General features: G+C 50.2%; 12 protein-coding genes. 3 read left to right on the top strand and 9 right to left on the bottom strand.

The genetic code is table 11. From position 1 onward, the window contains the following. Positions 1 to 53: 53 nt before the first annotated feature. The 9 genes from DW096_RS16935 to DW096_RS16895 all read right to left on the bottom strand — a co-directional run bounded on the left by DW096_RS16935 (position 54) and on the right by DW096_RS16895 (position 17,877). On the bottom strand, positions 54 to 3,149 hold the full coding sequence (locus DW096_RS16935) for a glycoside hydrolase family 2 TIM barrel-domain containing protein (protein WP_005830133.1): 3,096 nt from the start codon (positions 3,147 to 3,149) through the stop codon (positions 54 to 56). A 177-nt stretch (positions 3,150 to 3,326) separates the two neighbouring features. Beyond that, positions 3,327 to 5,276 carry an alpha-L-arabinofuranosidase C-terminal domain-containing protein gene (locus DW096_RS16930; protein ID WP_005830131.1) on the bottom strand — a complete coding sequence of 650 codons (1,950 nt, stop codon included), beginning with the start codon at positions 5,274 to 5,276 and terminating at the stop codon, positions 3,327 to 3,329. Positions 5,277 to 5,330: 54 nt separating this feature from the next. Continuing rightward, positions 5,331 to 7,322, bottom strand: a complete 1,992-nt coding sequence (locus DW096_RS16925) for a glycoside hydrolase family 127 protein (protein WP_165853735.1) — start codon at positions 7,320 to 7,322, stop codon at positions 5,331 to 5,333. Positions 7,323 to 7,379: 57 nt separating this feature from the next. Beyond that, positions 7,380 to 9,923 carry an alpha-L-arabinofuranosidase C-terminal domain-containing protein gene (locus DW096_RS16920; RefSeq protein WP_120028840.1) on the bottom strand — a complete coding sequence of 848 codons (2,544 nt, stop codon included), beginning with the start codon at positions 9,921 to 9,923 and terminating at the stop codon, positions 7,380 to 7,382. Between the two features lie 203 nt (positions 9,924 to 10,126). Continuing rightward, the gene (locus tag DW096_RS16915; RefSeq protein ID WP_057281591.1) at positions 10,127 to 12,073 is read right to left on the bottom strand and encodes a glycoside hydrolase family 97 protein; all 1,947 of its coding nucleotides are present in this window, start codon (positions 12,071 to 12,073) and stop codon (positions 10,127 to 10,129) included. Positions 12,074 to 12,103: 30 nt separating this feature from the next. Continuing rightward, positions 12,104 to 14,014, bottom strand: coding sequence for a family 43 glycosylhydrolase (locus DW096_RS16910; protein ID WP_369904505.1), 1,911 nt, complete (start codon positions 14,012 to 14,014; stop codon positions 12,104 to 12,106). A gap of 140 nt (positions 14,015 to 14,154) precedes the next feature. Beyond that, on the bottom strand, positions 14,155 to 15,282 hold the full coding sequence (locus DW096_RS16905; RefSeq protein ID WP_009037912.1) for a glycoside hydrolase family 88 protein: 1,128 nt from the start codon (positions 15,280 to 15,282) through the stop codon (positions 14,155 to 14,157). 17 nt (positions 15,283 to 15,299) lie between these two features. Beyond that, on the bottom strand, positions 15,300 to 16,631 hold the full coding sequence (locus DW096_RS16900; protein WP_118931133.1) for a BNR repeat-containing protein: 1,332 nt from the start codon (positions 16,629 to 16,631) through the stop codon (positions 15,300 to 15,302). Continuing rightward, complete coding sequence (locus DW096_RS16895) at positions 16,624 to 17,877, bottom strand: DUF2264 domain-containing protein (protein ID WP_057281590.1); 1,254 nt, start codon at positions 17,875 to 17,877, stop codon at positions 16,624 to 16,626. The genes DW096_RS16900 and DW096_RS16895 overlap by 8 nt, the downstream gene beginning before the upstream one ends. A 505-nt stretch (positions 17,878 to 18,382) precedes the next feature. Between DW096_RS16895 and hemW the strand changes: the two genes are divergently transcribed. The 3 genes from hemW to DW096_RS16880 all read left to right on the top strand — a co-directional run bounded on the left by hemW (position 18,383) and on the right by DW096_RS16880 (position 20,883). Then, positions 18,383 to 19,513 (top strand): radical SAM family heme chaperone HemW, encoded by a 1,131-nt coding sequence (gene hemW / locus DW096_RS16890; protein ID WP_057281589.1) that lies wholly within the window; start codon positions 18,383 to 18,385, stop codon positions 19,511 to 19,513. Positions 19,514 to 19,533: 20 nt separating this feature from the next. Continuing rightward, positions 19,534 to 20,079 (top strand): RNA polymerase sigma-70 factor, encoded by a 546-nt coding sequence (locus DW096_RS16885; protein WP_057097576.1) that lies wholly within the window; start codon positions 19,534 to 19,536, stop codon positions 20,077 to 20,079. Between the two features lie 285 nt (positions 20,080 to 20,364). Next, positions 20,365 to 20,883: a DUF4974 domain-containing protein gene (locus tag DW096_RS16880; protein WP_005830106.1), complete on the top strand. Its 519-nt coding sequence runs from the start codon at positions 20,365 to 20,367 to the stop codon at positions 20,881 to 20,883.

Genomic DNA, 20,883 nt, shown 5'->3' with positions numbered 1-20,883 from the left:
GCTTCAGTGTTATAAAATCTGTTTCTCAGTATGTAATACACTGAGAAGAAATGTTATTCTATTCCGATACTATGGCATACGGGAAAAAGGATGAACGTAAACTCATAATCAGCGTATGGCACCAGGTATTCCGGACGGGCTATACGTCCCCAACTGTCTTCGCAACCCAGACCGGCTTGCACCTTGTCGATACAGAGATTAGTCAAATCAGCTTCATCCACCTCTTGCGAGTGTCCTTGCTCTTTGCTCCAGCCTTCATCTAAAGACTCGATGGTATAGTGCAAGGCAGATGCGGAGAAGGGAGCGGCTGCCACAATCTTGATGCCATTACCAGACTGATCCAACATCTTCCACCAACGAATATCGGTCTTTGTTCCATTTTCCTGCGGACGGATGTAGGGATAGAACTGCTCGGCCACACTTTGGCGATAAATGCCTAAGTCGGCGCAATGATTACGGTCAATATAGTTTTCAACCGGACCGCGTCCATAGTATTCAACGGTTTCAAAGCTGCGCGGCATAGGCATCTGCAGACCGAAACGGAACATGTTCGATACTTTGGCATTCTTGTCGGCAGTCAGCTTCTGGGTCACCTTGACGGCACCGGCATTGTTGATGACATAAACAAGGTTCAGCTTAGCTGAAACACCCGGCATGTCGTAAGCAGATTCTACAATCACCAGATTGTTCTCCGTGCGCTGTTTGAAAGAGGTCAGTTTGATTTCCGGATTCTTCCAAGCGATATATTTGCGTTGCAGATTGGCACCGTAGTCGTTGTCAACAGGCGCACGCCAGAAGTTTGGTTTTAAAGCCTCGCCGTCTTTAATCATATCCCGGCCATTCACTTCGTACTTGGTCAGATAACCGTTGTGCTTGTTGATTTCTACACGGAAAGCATCACCGGAGACGATGAGGTAGTTCCAATCGTTATCCTGTACTTGGGGAGCCGTCATCTCGATATTGCTCTGTTCGCAGTTCTTCAATTCCATGGAAGGAGCTTGGTAAGGATTGAGCGTCAACTGGTCTTTTGCCACTACATGTCCGGCGGAAAGCAATCCTTCACGGTTCTTCAGCTTATAGGAAACATTCAGCAACCACTCGGTGCATTGGCAAGTCTTGCCCAAGTCCAACTTGATTTTGGCTGTCTGTTGGGGAGCTACATTCAGATTATCCACACGACCGGTCCGTATCACCTTACCGCCTTTCAGTACCTCCCACTCCATATAATAGGCAGAAAGATCACGGAAGAAGTATTCATTGAACACATTGATTTCGCCGTTCTTCAAGTCGGCCGGAGTAGTCCAGATGTCCTGATAGATACGGCCTACCTCATACATGTGGGGATTGGGCACACGGTCGGGGCTGATAAGACCGTTATCGCAGAAGTTACCGTCGCTGGCATCAAAACGGTTAAAGTCACCGCCGTAGGCATAAATCATCTTACCGTTTTTTCCTGTCCAACGTACAGACTGATCAACAAAATCCCAAATAAAGCCACCTTGGAATTTGGAATATTTACGCACCAAATCCCAATATTCTTTAAAACCTCCTTGCGAGTTTCCCATCGCATGAGCATATTCGCACTGAATCAGGGGCTTTGTCATAGAATCATCCTCACTGTATTTCTTACATCCGTCATAGCCATAATACATCGGGCAATAGATGTCTGTCTTGCCTGTTTTACCGGCTTGTTCATATTGTACGGCACGGCTCGGGTCTTCAGCCTTTATCCAATCGTAGGCAGCTTCGAAATTAGCGCCATAGCCGGCTTCGTTGCCCAAAGACCAGAAAATGACGCTGGGATGATTGAAGCTACGCTGCACATTGCGCTGGTTACGCTCCATATGTGCTTTCCTATAGTCCTCACGTTTGGCAAGTGTCTCTTCCCCATAACCCATTCCGTGGGATTCGATATTGGCTTCGGCCACTACGTAAATACCATATTGGTCGCAGAGGTCGTACCAGAGATTATTGTCGGGATAGTGGCAGGTGCGCACGGCATTCAGGTTGAACTGCTTCATCACCTGAATATCCTGAATCATGCGTTCGCGAGAAATGACGTAACCACCGTCCGGATCCATCTCGTGGCGGTTGGCTCCCTTGAAGAGAACGGGCTGGCCGTTGACAAGTATCTGACTTCCTTTCAGCTCTATCTTTCGGAAGCCCACCTTTACGGGAATCACTTCACTGCTGCCTTGCAAAGTGGCACGCAGGGTATACAAGTAAGGCGTTTCCGCCGTCCACTTATGAGGATTCTCCACATTTATCAAGGCAGTAGCGCTACCTTTGGCGACAGCTGTAGCCACCTGTTTTCCGGCAGCGTCCAGCAGTTCAAGACTGACATTGCCGCCACCCTTCACATCAAGCTGTACTTTCAGGGAACCGTTCTTATAAGCAGTATCCAAATCGGGAGTGACACGGATGTCCTGAATGCGCTTCTTGTCACGGGCATACAAGTAGCAATCGCGCCCTACACCGCTATAACGGAAGAAGTCCTGGTCTTCCAGATACGTCCCGTCACACCAGCGGAATACCTGAAAGGCTATCAGATTCTTTTGTCCCGGCTTCAAGTAGGGTGTCAGGTTGAATTCAGCCTCCAGTTTGCTGTCCTCACTATAACCTACGTACTTGCCGTTTACCCACAAATACATATTGGAAGTCACGGAACCGAAATGAGCAATGATGTCCTTACTCTTCCAGTCGGCAGGTATTACAATCTCACGACGGTAGGAACCTACATTGTTATTCTCCGTTGGCACCTGCGGTGGATTGTTCTTGAACTGATTGCGCCAGGCATATCCGGTATTCACGTAGATAGGGTCGCCGAAACCGTTCAGTTCCCACATACCGGGAACGGCCATATCGCTCCATCCCTTGTCGTTGAACCCCACTTTCCAGAAATCCGTGGGACGGGCATCGGCATTCTTCACCCAGAAGAATTTCCAGATACCGTTCAGAGTCATGTAATTGGAAGAATGTTCTTTTGCTCCACGAGCCGCAGCATCTGCCGACTCATAGGCAAAATAGTTGGTGTGCATCGGAGCACGGTTCACGGCATTTACTTCAGGGTTTTGCCATTCAGTGAAGGACTGTGCGCTTGCGGCAATGGCAAAAGTCGCAAGCAGTCCGGTAATGAAATGTTTCTTCATGGTAAATAGTTTATAAAAATTAGCAACGGCATACAAGCAGAACCGGTATGCCGTCACAAAGATACGCCTATCCTATAATTAAAAGGAAGAATAATCGTTCAAAAAAGGCTGAATTTAATTCTTTAAATAAGTGTTCATAACTAGTTCACATAATTAAATAGGTGACTAAATGGGAATTTATTTTGATTGAGTACTTATCCGCAAACGATAGACTCCGAACGAACGGGGCTGAAGCTCCAGGCTCAGAGAACGGGAAGCCACCTCCACCGGACGAATACGTGGAACAATAGCCTCCTGCTCCAGTGTATTCTTGGCTTTCCAGTCATCACTTTGCAAATAGGTGCAGGAACCCGAGACAAGCTGCCGCTTCTTCAATCCGCTGAACTCTATCTGTACCTTCTCCGATCTGCTGCCCGCATTGACAAGCTTCAGAATTACTTCTCCCGTAGGAGCATCCAGCACTGCCGATGCATAAAGGCTGTCCTGCCCCGTCACGGGTTTTCCGTCCATTTGCAGGTTCAGCACATCTGTTCCGGCATTCATACCGTACATCTGCTGTACGTAATAGTTGGGAGTCCGCATCATACGGAGATTGTCGAACCAAATCAAATCGGGATTCCACTGCCAGGCATCCACATGGGCAAACAACGGAGCATAGGTAGCCAGGCGCACCACATCGGCATTACGTTCCAGTCCCGTCATAAAAGCTGCTTCGGACAGTGCCGCCAAGAAATTATTGGCTTTCCCGGTGGGGTGGTCATGCGATGCATATTCACCGGCAAAGACTTTCGGTCCTTTACGGTCATAGTCATCATAGCGGGCAGCATTGGCAAAGAACCAGTCGGGAGCCATATAATAATGCTCGTCCACCAAATCCACCCCGATGCGTTTCATTTCGGGCCATAGGTAATCGAACTTGTCCCCATCTGCACTCGGACCGGAAGAACCTACAATCTGCATATCGGGATATTCCGCACGGATGGCTTTCGTGAACACTTCCAGACGCTCGGGATAGACTTCCCCCCACTGTTCATTGCCGATGGCAATCATTTTCAGACCGAACGGTTCGGGATGTCCCATATCGGCACGCACCTTTCCCCACTTGGAGGTTGCAGCACCGTTGGCAAACTCGATGAGGTCGAGGGCATCCTGCACGTACGGGCCGAGTTCTCCAAGGGGAACCACTTCGTTGCTTTCGTATTGGCAGGACAGCCCGCAGCTCAGTACCGGCAGAGGCTCTGCACCGAGGTCTTCACTCAGCAGGAAATATTCGTAAAAGCCAAGTCCGTAACTCTGGAAATAATCCGGGAAAGCTTTATGCTTGAATGTATAGTTCCAGCGATTTTCGTTCAAAGGACGGTTCTCTACCGGACCCACGGAATTCTTCCATTGATAACGGGTGGCAAGGCTGTTGCCTTCGATGATACAACCGCCGGGAAAACGGAATACTCCGGGATTGAGGTCATAGAGGGCTTGTACCAAGTCGGCACGCAATCCATTCTCACGCTTCTTCCAAGTGTTCACCGGGAAGAGAGAGATGTGGTCCATATCTACCGTACCCTCCGTCTGCAACACAACACGCAGACGCGAGCGAACATCGGTAAAAGGAGCTTTCAGCACAGCCGTCAGCTTCTGCCATTCACTGCCTTTCACTTCCAGTTCCTTCTTCAGGAGATTCTCTCCGTTGGAATTCACCAGTTCGACGGAAAGCTTCATTGGTTTGGTATCCGGCGTACGGACATAGGCGGAGAAACGGTAATCTTCTCCTTTTTTCAGGCCGATGCCACGATAACCTTCATTATCCAGTCCGGCACGCAAAAGACAGCCGTCATTGGTAATGCGCACATAATGCGGATTGCGGTCGAAGCAGGGCCGCTCGTCCTGTACCGTCACCTCGCCAAAAGGTATCCACCCCACCAGCGGCTGCGGGAACTCAAAAGAGCGGTTCTTTACCAGTTCGGCATACAAACCACCGTCCGCACCGAAATTAATGTCTTCGAAGAAGATTCCATACATGGCAGGATTTATCCGAGCCGTCGGTTTTGATACATCAACAGTCATCACATGCTGTTGCGCCTGCATGCCAAGAACAACGAACAATGTCAATAGAAATAAAAGTCTTTTCATGGTTTTAATCTGTTTATAACGATAGCATAAGCTAAATTATGACGACATACTTACCTATTCTACATCAATCCTATTTACCGGCAACCATACATCCATCTTGCCCTCACCCCGGTGTGCCCATGCATAATAAGGTATCAGGGTCAGCGTCACATCTCTGGTTGCCAACTTTCCGGCAGCATCAAAACCAAGAGCCTGCACTTCTGTGGTAATTTCGTTGATGCCATACAGCAGTTCGGGCTTCTCCGTCACCTGGAATTTCGGATGACGGTTCAGGATGATATTCTGTATATTAAAATCATTATCGGCCCACTCGGCACAATAAACGATAGGACCACGCTCAACGGCCACCCGTCCACGGTCGGCAACCACTTTTTCATTGGCTTTCACCACACGGGGTTGCATGTCGAAATGCACCTCTACCACATCCCCTTTCTTCCACTTCCGGTCTATCCGGAGATAGCCTTTACGAAGTTCACCGGTCACCTCCTCGCCATTCACCAATACACGATAGCCCAACTTCAGGTCGTCGGCATACGAATAAAGGTCACTCGGAAGTACACTGCCGCGCACCCAACCCGGAATACGGATATTCATCGTAAACGGCAGGTTGCCCTGAGCCACCTTCACACGAATATCTCCGTTCCAGGGGTATCCGGTTTCCTGCTCCAGCACCACTTTCTTTTCATTCAACTTCAGCTCGGCACGGTTGGACAAGAAAAGGTTGACGTACACCTGATTGTCTTTCACGGCATACACATATCCCGGCAAAGAAGGAATGAACCGGCTGATGTTGCTAGGACAGCAGGCACAACCAAACCACGGCTGGCGTGTAATCGTATGGTCGGCATTAAAGTGATACTTACCATCGCAAGACAACGGATTGGGATAGAAGAACTTGCCTCCGTCCAATGAAACGCCGGAGATTAATCCGTTGTAAAGCGTACGTTCCAGCACGTCGAAATACTTGGAATCGCCATGCAGCAGAAAGAGGCGGTAATTCATGTAAACATTGCCGATGGCGGCACAGGTCTCATTGTAGGCAGTCAGATTCGGCAATTCATAGTTATCACCGAAAGCTTCGCCCGTGTGACGCGCACCGATACCGCCGGTAATATATATCTTCTTGCCGACGATATTCTCCCATATCTTGTCGATAGCCTTGATGTAGGAGCTGTCACCCGTAATGGCAGCCACATCAGCCATACCGGAATACATGTAACCGGCACGTACGGCATGTCCCACTGCCTCTTCCTGCTCCAGTACAGGCTTGTGCGACTGCAAATAGATGTCCTTGCGTGCCGTAGTGCCGCGCGCGTCGAGGAAGAACTTGGCCTGGTCGAGATATTTCTTATCTCCTGTCACGGTATAGAGGCGTACCAATGCCATTTCGGCAATCTGATGTCCGGGAATCACACGCTTCTGTCCGGGGCCTTCACCGATATTCTTGCATACGCAGTCGGCATAACGGATAGCTATATCCAGGAAGTTCCGCTTGCCTGTAGCTTGATAATAAGCCACAGCCCCTTCCACCATGTGACCCAGATTATAGAACTCGTGGCTCAAATTCTCCACCTCCGACCAGCGTTCCGGCCCCGACCAATCGTGCGGATGCTTGGGGTTCATGGTACGTGCGGTGTAAAGATACCCGTCCGGTTCTTGGGCGGCGGCCACTATGACCAATACGCTGTCGATATATTCTTCCAGTTTCTTGTCCGGGTAAGTCTGCAAGGAGTAACTTGCACCTTCAATCGTCTTATAGACATCCGTATCGTCAAAGGAGAAGCCTCCCACCTTATACTCATCACTGGGATGAGTAGCTTTCACAAAGTTTTCATAACGTCCCGTTTCCTCACACTTACTGAAAGCCAACGGGATGGTTACCTCGCGGCTTGCCTTCAAGCGTTGTCCCCAGAAACTGTCCGTCACCTTCACTGAAGTGAAAGGAACCGGGTCGATGGGATAACCGGAATGCAAAGTCTGTTGCTTTTGTGCCGACACACTGCCGGTCATGGCTGCAACAAGTGCCAAAGTCAATAATCGTATCATATCTTTTAAGTTTTTAAGTTCTTAAGTTCCCACGCACGGAATTACACGGATTTATCCTTATTTCCCCTTATTCTCATGGATACGTATCACCGTAAACGAATAGGCAGGCAAGGTATAAGGAAACTCCGTACCGCCGATGTCGACGAAGGCGGAAGTCACGGAACGTGCCTGCTTGTCTTTCGGGTCACCCGTCAGGAGCGTCTTCACTGCCGAGGGATTCTGCAAGTCGATGCCCTTCAGCTTCACTGTAGAGGAAACCTCCACCGGAAGCAGGTTCACCAGCTTTACGATATGGTCACCCGTGGCCTCATCCTTTACCACCGAAACGCCGACGCGCTTGCGGACAGCCTCTTGCCCATTACTCAGTGTGATGTGCGAGGTGATGTACTGCGTACCCGCATTCTGTCCGTACATCTGCTGTGTGTAGTAGCCCACGGTAGGCTTCACCTCCGTGTTATTGAAATAAATCAAGTCGGGATTCCACTGCGTATGCCCTTCCTTTGCCAGCAACGGAGCGTATGAGGTCATTTCCACCACATCGGCATTACGTTCCACAGAAGTCAGATAGAGGGCTTCTGCCAACGCTGTCTCTATGTTGTTGGGACGTCCGGGCAGGTGGGCGGCATATTCGCCCAGATAGACCTTGGACTTGGTACGGTCATAACGGTCGTAGTAGTCCTGGTTGTGAATCATCCAGCCCGGATCCACGTAATAGTGTTCGTCCACCATGGGCACGCCCATTTCCGTGGCAAGGCGCCAGCCCTCCGCATAGTCCGTGCCTTCGTAGAAGGGACCTACGGTGCCGACAACCGTAATCTCGGGATGCTTCTCCCTGACAGCCTTGTATATCATGGCAAAGCGCTCCTCAAACACTTCGGTAATCATATCCTCGTTGCCGATGCCGATATACTTCAGATTGAAAGGCTTGGGATGGCCTGCCTCAGCACGCTTCCTGCCCCACACGGTGCGGCGTGCATCGCCGTTGGCATACTCTATCAGGTCGAGCACATCCTGGATATAGGCAGGCATCTCTTCCATCGGGATGCCACCCTGCTGGCCGTAGCGCATCAGTTCCTTGTTGGCCCCCTGCGGACAGTTGTCGGCATAGTGCGAGTGTGTGCCCGAATTCTGGCACGGCACGCCCGCTGCCAATACCGGCAGAGGTTCGGCACCTATATCTTCGCAGAAGCGGAAGTACTCGAAGTAGCCCAGTCCGCGTGTCTGATGATACCCCCACAGATTGCGCAACGGCTTACGAGCCTCGAGCGGTCCGATAGAGCCTTTCCAGTCATAGATATTATCAATGCCGTCGCCATGAGCCACGCAGCCGCCGGGGAAGCGGACGAAGCGTGGATGCAGGTCGGCAAGCGTCTGCGCCAGGTCGGCACGCAAGCCGTTCTTATGGCCCTTGAATGTATTTTGCGGAAAAAGGGAAATCATATCGAGATGCAGTGTCCCCACCGTCTGCGGCTGGAGCGAGAGGACGGCGGCACGCACGTCGGCATTCGCCGTCAGCACCGTCTGCTGTTTCTTCCACTCTTTGGAGGACACATTGACGGAAGAGCGGGCAATCTCACGGCCCGTCTGGTCGAGCAGGCAAACAACCACCTTGCCTCCCTTGCTGCCCGGTGCCACGCGGGCGAAGAGAGAGAAATCGTACTTCTCCCCTTTCTTCAAGCTGATGCCGTCGAAACCGTCGTTCTGCAATGTCACTCCGGGACGAGCTTCCAGTACGGCATAATGAGGATTGTTGGGATGGATGGGGTCGGCAGTGGCAATGGTTACGGCAGCCGAAGCATTGCCCTTTTTCACCGCCCAGGCATATGTAGCGTCCCAACCTTGACGAGAACCGTCTTTGGACGAATACTCGAAGTCACGGTTCTGTACCAGCTCGGCATACAGCCCGCCGTCCGCTGCATAGTTGATGTCTTCGAAGAAGATGCCTATCAGATGCTTGCTGATGGGTTTTGCACATTCCGTCTCCACCTCAATAGTCGCCTCCACCGGTTTCAGGCCGGCAAAACGAATGGGGTCTTGCTCGGCACGTTCGGCATAGAGTGCCTGGCGGTACTTCTTATGCTCCGCAAAGGAGATGACACGCTGCACCGTGGCATACGGCACACGCTGCATCCAGCCCTGCTGCATGGTACCGTTCAGCAGAACCTCCTTCCGCACGGTGGGATAGACCTCTGCCGGCCGGTATTCGGCAAGGCGGGAACGGTCAAAGTATTTCTGCGCTTTCCATTGCAGCAGGTCGGGAGACTCGACGTATGCAAGGGAGTTTCCGCTTTCCGTCAGTTCCCAGATACAGTGCCAACGGTCGTCGGCACGGGTCTGCATCAAGTGCGGTTTCAGCATCCGCTTCATTTGCCCCCAGGGGCCGAAGTCCGAGTTGACAAAGGAGCTGCCCTCTGCCACGCTGAACCATCGGTTGCCATTGGGACTCCAGGCTAGTTTCAGACCGCCACTGCCGTCGGCATGGGAGTAGGAAAAGAGATAGACTGAATCGGGTTCATTCGCCACTCCATTCGTTATAGCCTGCAAAGGAACGGTCAGTGTCAAGAACAGACACAAGGACAATAATTTCAAGAATCCATTCATGGTATTAAGTCGGTATTAATCATTTACATTTAGTTCGATAGTCACAATCAGCCGTATTCTGAATGCCATTCAGTCGTATAGTGAATGCCATTCAGTATACGACTGAATCAGGACAATTATAGACCTCTGATAATCAAAGATTTGCAAAAGGAGTAATCCGTTATGATATATCATTACAAAACAAGGGTTGCTCCATGCCTTCTTTATTCCACGATTACCGCCCCTCCCTGCGGCTGAACCGTGAGTTGCAGAGAGCCGTCAGCCTTTATCCTCTGTAGCTTTAATTGAGGCTGCATCTTCTTGTCATCACTATACAGAGACACCTCTTGTCCTGCCAGCATAGGAAGGTCAAGTTTCAGTTTCAACGGTTCCACCGTTGCATTGGCAGCGGCTATGTACCACGTGTTTCCATGACGGCGGGCAAGAACAATATATCTCCCCGGATAGCCGTCAATGAAACGGGTCTCGTCCCAAGTAGTGGGCACTTGTTTCATAAAGTCGAGGCAGATTTGCGGAGCATCCGTCAGGTTATTAGGTGCCAAGGCGAAGTTCTGGATAGGATTTTGAAACAGCACTGCCGTTGCCAGCTGAAAGATGTCCGTGGTGCGGCGAATAGTTCCACCATCGTTGCTGCGGTTCAAACGCTTGTTCAGGAACACACCGCCAAACTCCATGCATCCCACAGCATTGCGGATGAAAGGGTGCAGCGTGGCATTGAACGCCTCGTTATCACAGAAATGCTGACTAAATACCAGATTCTCGGAAGCCAGCACCGCCTCGCTGCCTACGTAATTGGGATACATCCGTTCCCAGCCGCGAGGCAAGGTACAGCCGTGGAAGATAACCATCAGACCGTGGTCGTCGGCATCGCTCAGAATCTCCTCGTACAAACGCAGGGTCTCCTGCTTGTCACCGCCGAAGAAGTCTACTTTGATACCCTTCACACCCTGGCTTTGCAACCAGCGCATCTCTTGCTTGCGGGCAATGGAGTTATCCATCCGGTTGACGGGACTCTGCTCTATATCGTTCCAGTAACCACTGGAGCTATACCACAAAAATACCTCCACACCCTTGCTACGGGCATACTTGATAAACTGTTCCATGCGGTCGCGACCGATGTTGTTGTCCCACCAGTTGTCAATCAATACATATTCGTATCCCATGGCGGCTGCCAAGTCAACATAGCGCACCTGGTCGTCGTAGTTGATGCTGCCGTCCTGCCAGAGAATCCAGCTCCATGTGCCACGGCCCGGCTTGTAATCATGGGTGGTGGTATAGCGTGGTTCCACTACATCCCAGGGGACGGTGGTTTCCACAATCGGCTTCAAGGTTTCCCCCACCGTCACAGTACGCCACGGCGTGGAGCCCGGCAGGGAAAAGGCAGGTGCCACCGTTCCATTGCCGTTGTTCTCTTCCGGCATGGGGAAAGCAATGCGATACACGCCGTTATCCCAATCACTCAAACGCGAGCCACAATAACGGCTGTCCACTCCGGTTTCACTGAGCAGTACCCAGCCGTCATCCCCCACCTTGAACAAGCAGGGAAATGTATATCCATGTCCATAACCCGAACGTTCGTTCATCGGGGTATCTGCCTTATATTCTTCTTCGTAACTGGGTTTGGTACGCTTCCACCCTATCATGGCGTCGCTCTGCGGACAAAGGAAAGTGGTGGTCTGCGACGGGAAGCGGAAGCCGGTCCGTTCGCTGTTCACCGTGACGCTTCCTTTTCCCTGCTCCCTCGGCAGGGTGTAACGGAAAGCCACGTCATTGTTGCTGACGCGGAAAGTTATCTGCACATTCTTCCCCTCACCGTTGACGAATGAACAAAGCAATTCGTTTGCCCGGTAATGGATGTGCGAAGCTTTGATTCGGGATTGTTCATAAACCGTATCAAGAGCTGTGACTTTATGTTCCTTCAACTGCAATCCTCTATAGAAATCACCCACATTTGTCTCCATCCCCAAGGGAGAAGATTCCAGCATTTGCTTTCCATTGTAGGTGACGGCGTAAGACACTTCGCCGTTGGCTGACGGGCAGGATACCGTAAGCTGCAATTTTCCATCCGGACCATTGACAGATACACTCTGTGCTGCCAGCGGACCTGAGAGGGCAAACAACCAAACCAGTAATTTCAATCTATTCTTCATGGTATTAAATTATTATGTTATATCATTAAATTAAAAGGTAGGCACCACCGGCCTGATGGTTCCGTCTTCATTGAACTCCATCCGGTCTATGCAGACTTCACGATGAACGCCGGGGCCATCTTTCAAGTACCATTTATTAATACGGTGGTAAACGATTCTCCACTCATCTGTACCGGGAATCTGCAATACAGCGTTGTGTGCCGGACCGTAAATTTCCTTTTCCGGATTCTGAATCAGCACAACGGGTTGCTTGGCAACTTCGATAGGACCGAGCGGCGACTTGGATGTACCGTATGCCACATGGTAATTGGGCGAACCGGTATCGTCTACCGACCACATGAAATAGTAGAGCCCGTTGCGATAAAAGACATAGGCTGCTTCGCGGAAAGCATAGTCCTGCAAGGTGCCTCCCGCCGGCGTCATCACCGTAACGGTATTTTCCTTGATGGACACCATATCGTCGTTCAGCTCGGCACCTGCCATGTAGCCGTTGCCCCAGTAAAGATAGGATTTGCCCGAAACAGGGTCTGTAAACACATCCACATCAATCTGTTGCCCGCCACCGACGGGCGAAGCGGTAATGATAGGGCGTCCCAAATCGGTGAAAGGGCCGGCAGGAGAATCGCTCGTAGCCACTCCAATCTGCTTGCCGCCGCCATTCTTGGGGTTTCCACTGTAATAGAAGAAGTATTTATACTTACCGTCCACTTTTTTCTCTTCAATGCAAGGCGCCCAAGCATTGCCATCTGCCCAGGGCACTTGCTCCGACTTCAAGTCCAGCATGACGCCTTCATCCTGCCAGGTCTTCAAATCCGTGGAGGAGAATACGGTGAAATACCAGCCTCCCCAACCCGGCTGTCCGTCCGTAGTAGAATAGATGTAATACTTTTGGGTCTGATGGGAATAAAGGATTTCCGGGTCGGCATGGAAACCCGGCAATACGGGATTGTTGGGCAATGCGCCCAGTTCTGTCGGCTTACCCCATTCATCGGTAATGCGCAACAGCTCATGGCGGGTAATGGGGATAATGGTCCCATGACGGGGATGGAAGTTCATCTTCACCTCGCTGTCTATCACCTTAAAATTCTTCAAGTCAGTGGTTTCCGTAAACTGATAGCTTCCTTTCATATAGACGTCGTACATCAGGATATACTTATCCTGCCCTATCAGTTTGAAAGTGCCCGCACCCTCTACGGCTTCCTTAGTCTGTTGCTTGTAATCGGGTTCTTCCGTCCATGCCCCGGAGGTCAAGGAACGGGTGGTGGCCACCTTTATGCCGTTTCCATGCCCTTCCGTCTTATAGAAAAGGTGGAAAACACCATCCTTATAGACAATGTCTCCATCGATGCACGATTTCCCGTTCTCCGGCAGAAACAATGGCTTGGGCTCTCCCTCCAAATCCGTAAACTCCGCATTGGCATAAGCATAATATATGACATCGGCTCCATCGCCATGCAGCATGGACCAATACACCATGTACTTTCCCGCCTCCGGGTCGTAGATAGTCTGCGGAGCCCATACACGCTTCAAATCCTCCTGACCTGAATAACGTTTCTGTATATTGATAACGGAGTGGGACCAGTTGACCAAGTCGGTAGATTTCAGCAAAACCATGGCACGGTTTGAACTCCATCCATTGGCTGAAACCATATCTGTCACTACCATATAGAAAGTCTTGCCATCCTCGCAACGAAGGATATGCGGGTCGCGGACTCCCCCGGTGGAGCTGATGACTTTCGAGTCGATTACCGGTTCATTATCATTCAATGCCCAGTAGGTATAACCGTCCATGCTTACAGCATAGCGCACAGCTTCTTCATCGCCACTATTCCCAGTGAAATAAGTGAACAAATAAGCTACATAATCTTTTTCGGGAAAGGATTTTTGCCAGGAATATCCCGGAAGTGCAAACAACGATAATAACATTGCTGCCAAAAGCATCCGGAAAGTGTTTTTCATCCGTACAATCATAATCTTTTTATATTAAACCTTTTAACGGGTGTAAAATTAACACTATATACATTATAATACAAAGAAAGTGTATATGTTGTGTAACATATACACTTATTTAATCTCTCCAATCAGTCGGCATTCAAAAAACGCACCATCTCACAAGCTGCCAGCAGAAATGCCCCTACCCCAAAGTTAGCAGTAGAGTTGGCATCAACCACCTGTCCGGGAATGGCTTTCTCGCCAATCGGCTGTACATACCCTATGCGGCCATCGGGCTGCAAGGCTACAGTAGTCAGATAATTCCACGCCTTCATCACTACGGGTTGATAAGCAGCCTTGTCCAGCAAGCCGTTGTTCATCCCCCATAACAGACCATAGGTAAAGAAAGCCGTACCGCTGGTTTCAGGACCGGGAGCATGCTCAGGGTCGAGCATACTGCGTGTCCAGTAGCCTTCCGGCTGCTGGCAGGCAGCCACGGATTTGGCCATCGTCTGGAAGCGGTCTATGTACTCCTGGCGGTATTGGTCTGTTTCGGGCAGGTCTTTCAGTACCTTTGCCAAAGCAGCCAGCACCCAACCGTCGCCACGTGCCCAGAAGTCTTTCTTACCATTCACACTTTTGTGTTTTGGATAAATATATTTGCCGTCGCGATAGTATAGGCCTTCCTCCGAATCGTACATGATACTGTTGGCATAGGTCCAGTATTCATGCAGTTTCTCCAGATATAACGGATTGCCGGTCAGCTTGTACATCTTTGTCATAACGGGCATTACCATGTAAAGTCCGTCCGCCCACCACCAATAATCGTTCTTGTCCGTACTCATCTGGTATTCCATCACTTCGCGCGCACGGGCTATCTTCCCGGAATCCGGCTTCACGGTATACAAATCCGCATAAGTCTGGAAACAAATCTGATAATCACCGAAAAGCACATAATCATCACTCTCCCCATAGCTGTACTTCCACTCTTCCTTGTTGTCACTCTTCGCGCCTTTCCATTCATTATGTTCTGCCCACGCCTCGGAATAGGCATAGCATTCCGGATTACCGGTCAGGAAGAACACCTCCATGTTTCCCGTATGATAGGCGGCATTGTCCCAGAAAGAGCGCCCATGTTGCGGATGGGTCTCCTGCCAATAGTTGTTCACCCGATTGATAATCTCAATCACTTCTTCCGGTTTCGGCTGCTGAGCGGTGCATGAGAACAGTCCCCAGCAAAAAGCCAAACCCAATAAAAATAAGCATGTCGTTTTCATATACTAATACTGTTCTTTTATCTTATCACTTCCAATACATATACCGGTTGCGGTGCAAACTCCACAACCCGCTCTCCGTCTCCTTGCTTGGCATGCTGCACAAACAGATGCAGCTGCTTCCTGCTCTTCCACAATTCCGTGTCATGAGACGGTTCCCAGGCACCGACAGTGAAGTCGGTCAAATCGCTGATGCTCCACTTACTGTTTGCCACATCCGTAGCGTGCGCCAAAGAGACTTTGCTCCCCCGTTCTTCATCCCTAAATACATAAAATATCTCCCCGCCATCTACTACGATGCGCGGACGGGCCATCGGAATCATCTTCGTGCCTCCACCTTTCAGGGAAAACGGAGTGGTACGCCCGGAGACCTGGCGGCTGTGCCACATCTGCCCGTCATGCCAGACAATCCGGTATTGCGGGACGTCGCTGTCCGGGTCGCGCCAATAGGAAGCAATGTACGGATTGCCGCCTGCATCGGCACTCATGCTGGTCTGGTTTATCAGTTCCGAATTCTGAGGAATGCGGCAGGCATACTCTGCATTACCCAGACGGATGGGCAAATCATATTTCTTGCCATTTGCCTTATACCATGTTACGCCATTGTCAAAGGAACGGGCGTAGCATAGGTCATGGTTGGTTTCCACATGCCAAGTCTCGCGCCAGACCCACGACAGATGGATGGTTCCAAGCTCATCTACATATAGCTGCCAGTAAGCATTGCGCTTGTTCTCGCCATCAATCAGTACATCCTGCACACGGCTCCATTTCTTCTCCTTCAAGGAATAGCGGTTCATCACCAGGTTGCCCCGGCCGGAAGAACCGGAACGGTATGCAAACAGCAGGTCGCCTCCGGACAGCAGATAAAACTCCGGATAGGTTACATTGCCTTCATCCACGCCCGTCATGGGCTCCTTCTCACCCAATTCCAGTGAATGGGGTGCAATGCTGCGACAGTAGTTCAAGAGCTGTCCGTGATGGTCGAAGGCTACATGAATATACCCGTCACCGTCCAGCATCATGCTGATGACGTTATGGGCATCCTTCACATTCCCTTTATACTGTGTGCGGTGCAGTGTCCACTGTCCGGCATGGAGGTTCCGTTTTCCAAGAGTCAGGAACCCTTCCGCATCATAGTAACTGATGTATTGCTCGTCACCTTGCGTCACCAGCGAATTATTACGGAATACGGCAGTGTTGACGGAAGTCTGGCTGTATCCTTTCCCCACTTCCACCAGATGCGTTTCGGGAAGGACACCGGCAGCACCCTGTGCACAGAGTGCCACCGGAAATCCACCAATCCCCCAAACAATTAATATAAATACTATAAAAAATGAATCAGTCTTACTCATAATAGGCATGGTCTTTGGGGAATTCTTCACCACCCCACGCCTTTTTCGAGGTCCATGCCTGCGGAGCATCTGTCCAGAACGGATGGTCGGCGGGCAAGCCCAGGGGCAAGAATGCCAGGGAAGCCATGTAAAGGCTGCCGTTGTTAGTATACCAGTCGGAGATATGAGGCTGGGAACCATTGAATCCCAATGTCAGAAAACCTTTCTCGTTGAAGTTCCGGTTGTCACCGAACATACGGTTGATGACAGCTGTCATGGCAGCACGTACCTGTCCGTTCGACAATTCCTTGGGCAACCATCCACGCCATGCCAACAAAGCCAATGGTTGGAGGGTACCGGTGCGGTAGGTAATGGAACGCCCGAATACGGGGAAGGCCCCCTCGGGAGAGATGAAACGTTCCAGAATCATGCCGAAACGCTGCATGCGCTTCTGGGCACGCTGGAAATTGCAATTCGGCGCATTCCATATCTTATTTTTTCCACTGTTCGTAAAGACTTCCAGACACTCCACATACATGGGATGGAGTACGAAGCTGTTGTAATAGTCAAAGGCAAATCCCGGTCCGTCGCTATAGAAGCCGTCACCTACATACCACTCTTCCACCTTGCGCAGAGCGGAGACAATACGGTAAGCATCACTCTTGGAACCAGCCTTGCGCAGGAAACATTCTACCGTAGACGAGAACAGCAGCCAGTTGGTATAAGGAGGGTCCACACGGCGCAACTGGGTGAACTCTTCAATGTAACGCCGTTTGGTCAAACTATCCAGAGGCACCCACAAAGCATCGTATCCTCGCAGGAAGCTTTCAGCAACATAAGCGGCATCGACCAGCGGCTGCCCCTCTTTCCGCCAAAGTAGGTAATCCTGACTTTCCGGGTCTACCGCCTGCGCATAACTTTTCAATGCCCATTCGCGGAGCTGCCTGCGCTGCTTGCCTTCGGCAGTGTCATCGTCCGGCAAAGAGAGCCAGGGCGCCAACCCCGCCATCAGACGGCCGAAACATTCCATATAGGTCACCCGTTTGTCGCGTCCATCCCAAGTGGGACTAAGCTCCACCTGCATATTTTTCTGGAGCTTCCCTTCACTCATATTGCTCAGTACCGGAGCAGCCATTTGATACAACACCCCGGCCCAAAGTTCGCGGTCTGTCACTTCCTTCTCTTTTTTCTTCTTGGCAGCCATTTCCTGAGCGGGCAGCAATAAAACTGCCACTAGCAGCAGCCATAAGTAGTTACTTTTTCTCATGATATTATTTAAGTTTGTTTTTCAATACTGCAAAATTACCCCATTCCCGGTAATTTCGGGGGCACTATTGTTTCAAAAAGGGGTAAATATCGGTCATTAGTACCCCAAAAGCTCAGAAATCACAAGAAAAAGCCTAAGATTAAACCGTGCTACGACGGGAGTGAATAAAGTATTTGCCGCTATATTTGTTTCTTCATGAACTGCACCAGTACAAGGGCAATGCAATAAGCTATAATCTGTTCAAACCAAAAGTCAAGTCCTTCAAACATATTACTCATTATTTTAATAGACACCCATTCCTTTTTCTGATAACAAAGGAAAGGAGTTTATTCGGAATAATGAATTTCCATACGACTCAAAAAATGTTCTATTTTTCCGGATTACAGACAAAACTGAGAATATCCACCAAGACACTGAATACTTCCATATTACATTAAATGTCCCGAAAACCGATATATTCTCCTGCCAAAAGACTATTTTTGCAACAAATATCCATAAGCATACCATGGCAGGCATCTATATTCATATACCTTTTTGCAAGACACGCTGTATCTATTGCGATTTCTATTCCACCACTCGCAGCGAATTGAAGCAGCAGTACATCCGTGCCTTGTGCACTGAACTGAAAACCCGCAAGGGTTATCTGAAGGAAGAACCGATAGAGACCATCTACTTTGGCGGAGGAACTCCCTCACAGCTCGCTCACGAAGATTTCGAACAGATATTCCGGACTATCAAAGAGGTGTATGGAACAGAACATGCCGAAGAAATTACCCTCGAGGCCAATCCCGACGACCTGACGGAAGAATATGTGTCCATGTTGCGCACCCTCCCCTTCAACCGCATAAGCATGGGGATACAGACATTCGACGCCCCCACCCTGAAACTGTTGAACCGCCGGCACAATGCCGCGCAAGCCATCGCAGCCGTACACCGCCTCCGCCAAGCCGGCTTCCGGAATATCAGCATCGACCTTATCTATGGACTGCCGGATGAAACAGACCAACGGTGGGAACGCGACCTGCAACAAGCCGTCGGCCTTGATGTGGAGCATATCTCCGCTTATCATCTGACTTACGAAAAAGGCACCCGCATCTACGAAATGCTGCAAAGCCACCGCATCAGCGAAGTAGATGAAGAGAGTAGCGTGCGCTTCTTCTCGGCGCTCATGGACACCCTGGGAGCCGCGGGGTATGAGCATTATGAAATATCCAACTTCTGCAAGCCCGGCATGTACTCACGCCACAACACTGCTTACTGGAAAGGCATTCCGTATTTGGGGTGCGGCCCTTCCGCCCACTCCTTCAATGCGGAGACAAGGGAATGGAACACAGCTTCTCTGGAAGGATACATAAAGTCCATTGAAGAGGGACAGCGTTCCTCCGAAACAGAAATCCTGGATAAAGTGACCCGTTACAATGAATACATCATGACTTCCCTGCGTACCATGTGGGGAGTCTCCCTGACATATACGGAAGAAGCCTTCGGCACAGAGTTGCGCCAATATTGCACGAAGATGGCAGCCCCCTACCTCCAAAGCCACAAACTGGAGATGCAGGCAGACCGCCTGCACCTGACCCGGGAAGGCATCTTTGTTTCGGACGGTATAATAAGTGACCTGATGTTCATTGATTAACAACAAAACCGGGAGACTGCATGACCGAACAAGAAGTCAGACGCTATCTGCGCCAAATGAAGGAAGAAGACTCGGAACGGGCTTTTCACAGTTTCTACAATCTGTGCTACGACCGCTTGTTCCGTATTGCCTGCTATTTCGTGAAGCACGAAGAGTGGGCGCAAGAAATTGTGCTCGACGTCTTCATGAAGCTTTGGGAACAACGCGCCCGGTTGCCGGAAGTGAACAACATAGAGGATTACTGCTTTATCCTTACCAAAAACGCCTCCCTCAATTACCTGGAAAAAGAGAACCGACACCCTACACTCTCGTCCGAACAGCTTCCCGAACTTTCCGGCCAGGCCGATTCTCCCGAAGACACTCTTATCAGCGAAGAACTGTTTGCCCGATATGTCAAGGCGCTCGACCGCCTGCCGGAGCGTTGCCGTGAAGTATTCATCCGCCTGCGCGAAGAGAAACAAAGCTATGCACAAGTGGCGGAGGAGCTGAACATCAGCACAAAGACAGTAGACGCGCAACTGCAAAAAGCACTCACAAGACTCAAGGAAGCATTGCTGACGGAGTGAACTCTGCTTCATCTTCCTCGCAAGAAGCCCCGTATGCATGTATGAGATGCACATCTCAAGCTGCATGAGATGTACATTTCGCACAACATGAGATGACATCTCATGCAGACTTTCCCTATTGATTGAAACAGAGAAGCAAGGAAGTCATACGTAGGCAGGACGGACTTTCACGGACAAAGAGCTTCAGATTAACATTATTTCAGGATATAGGCATAGGGAATTCCTGAAAAGCAGCTGTCTTTACATACGGAAAAGGAGTCATAGGCTCTTAATAAATTGCCAAAAATGAAAGTGAATAACGAGAATTTCGACAAGGTACTGAACAAACTGGTTGCTTCTACCCGTTCCCCACGAGGACGCTTTACGGCAGAGAACAGCTGGAGGCTGCTGGAAAGCCGTTTGCTAAAGCGCCGCAGCATGAAGCGGTTCTGGATGCGTACAGCCAGTGCCGCAGCCGTAGTCCTGCTCTGTGTAACGAGCTGGGCAGCCTATCAGTTCTTATACGTAGCACCACAACGGGAAGCCATTCCCACAGAAGCCATACATACTACCGAGGAAACCCAAGTAATCCATAGCGTACTGACATTCGATCAGCAACCCTTGCAGGAAATCGTCCGTCAACTTTCCGAAACGTTCCGTACCGATATACGTATCGAAGGAGACAGCCTGAAGAACTATCATATGACAGCTACCTTCCGCGAAGGGGAGAGTCTTACAGAAATCCTCGACCTACTGAAGGACGCCGGCAACTTTACCTATAAAAAAGAAAACAACACTATTATCCTTACTACTAAACTTAACTGA

The organism is Bacteroides sp. AM07-18 (genome assembly GCF_003602695.1).
Classification (GTDB): Bacteria; Bacteroidota; Bacteroidia; order Bacteroidales; family Bacteroidaceae; genus Bacteroides; species Bacteroides uniformis.
This window is presented reverse-complemented; position numbering and strand designations above follow the sequence as displayed.

Excerpts from the sequence above, each read along its gene's own strand:
- DW096_RS16925 (WP_165853735.1), bottom strand. The coding sequence starts at position 7,322 with ATGATACGATTATTGACTTTGGCACTTGTTGCAGCCATGACCGGCAGT.
- DW096_RS16915 (WP_057281591.1), bottom strand. The coding sequence starts at position 12,073 with ATGAAGAATAGATTGAAATTACTGGTTTGGTTGTTTGCCCTCTCAGGT.
- DW096_RS16900 (WP_118931133.1), bottom strand. The coding sequence starts at position 16,631 with ATGAGTAAGACTGATTCATTTTTTATAGTATTTATATTAATTGTTTGG.
- DW096_RS16905 (WP_009037912.1), bottom strand. The coding sequence starts at position 15,282 with ATGAAAACGACATGCTTATTTTTATTGGGTTTGGCTTTTTGCTGGGGA.
- DW096_RS16885 (WP_057097576.1), top strand. The coding sequence starts at position 19,534 with ATGACCGAACAAGAAGTCAGACGCTATCTGCGCCAAATGAAGGAAGAA.
- hemW (WP_057281589.1), top strand. The coding sequence starts at position 18,383 with ATGGCAGGCATCTATATTCATATACCTTTTTGCAAGACACGCTGTATC.
- DW096_RS16920 (WP_120028840.1), bottom strand. The coding sequence starts at position 9,923 with ATGAATGGATTCTTGAAATTATTGTCCTTGTGTCTGTTCTTGACACTG.
- DW096_RS16910 (WP_369904505.1), bottom strand. The coding sequence starts at position 14,014 with ATGCTTTTGGCAGCAATGTTATTATCGTTGTTTGCACTTCCGGGATAT.
- DW096_RS16895 (WP_057281590.1), bottom strand. The coding sequence starts at position 17,877 with ATGAGAAAAAGTAACTACTTATGGCTGCTGCTAGTGGCAGTTTTATTG.
- DW096_RS16930 (WP_005830131.1), bottom strand. The coding sequence starts at position 5,276 with ATGAAAAGACTTTTATTTCTATTGACATTGTTCGTTGTTCTTGGCATG.
- DW096_RS16880 (WP_005830106.1), top strand. The coding sequence starts at position 20,365 with ATGAAAGTGAATAACGAGAATTTCGACAAGGTACTGAACAAACTGGTT.
- DW096_RS16935 (WP_005830133.1), bottom strand. The coding sequence starts at position 3,149 with ATGAAGAAACATTTCATTACCGGACTGCTTGCGACTTTTGCCATTGCC.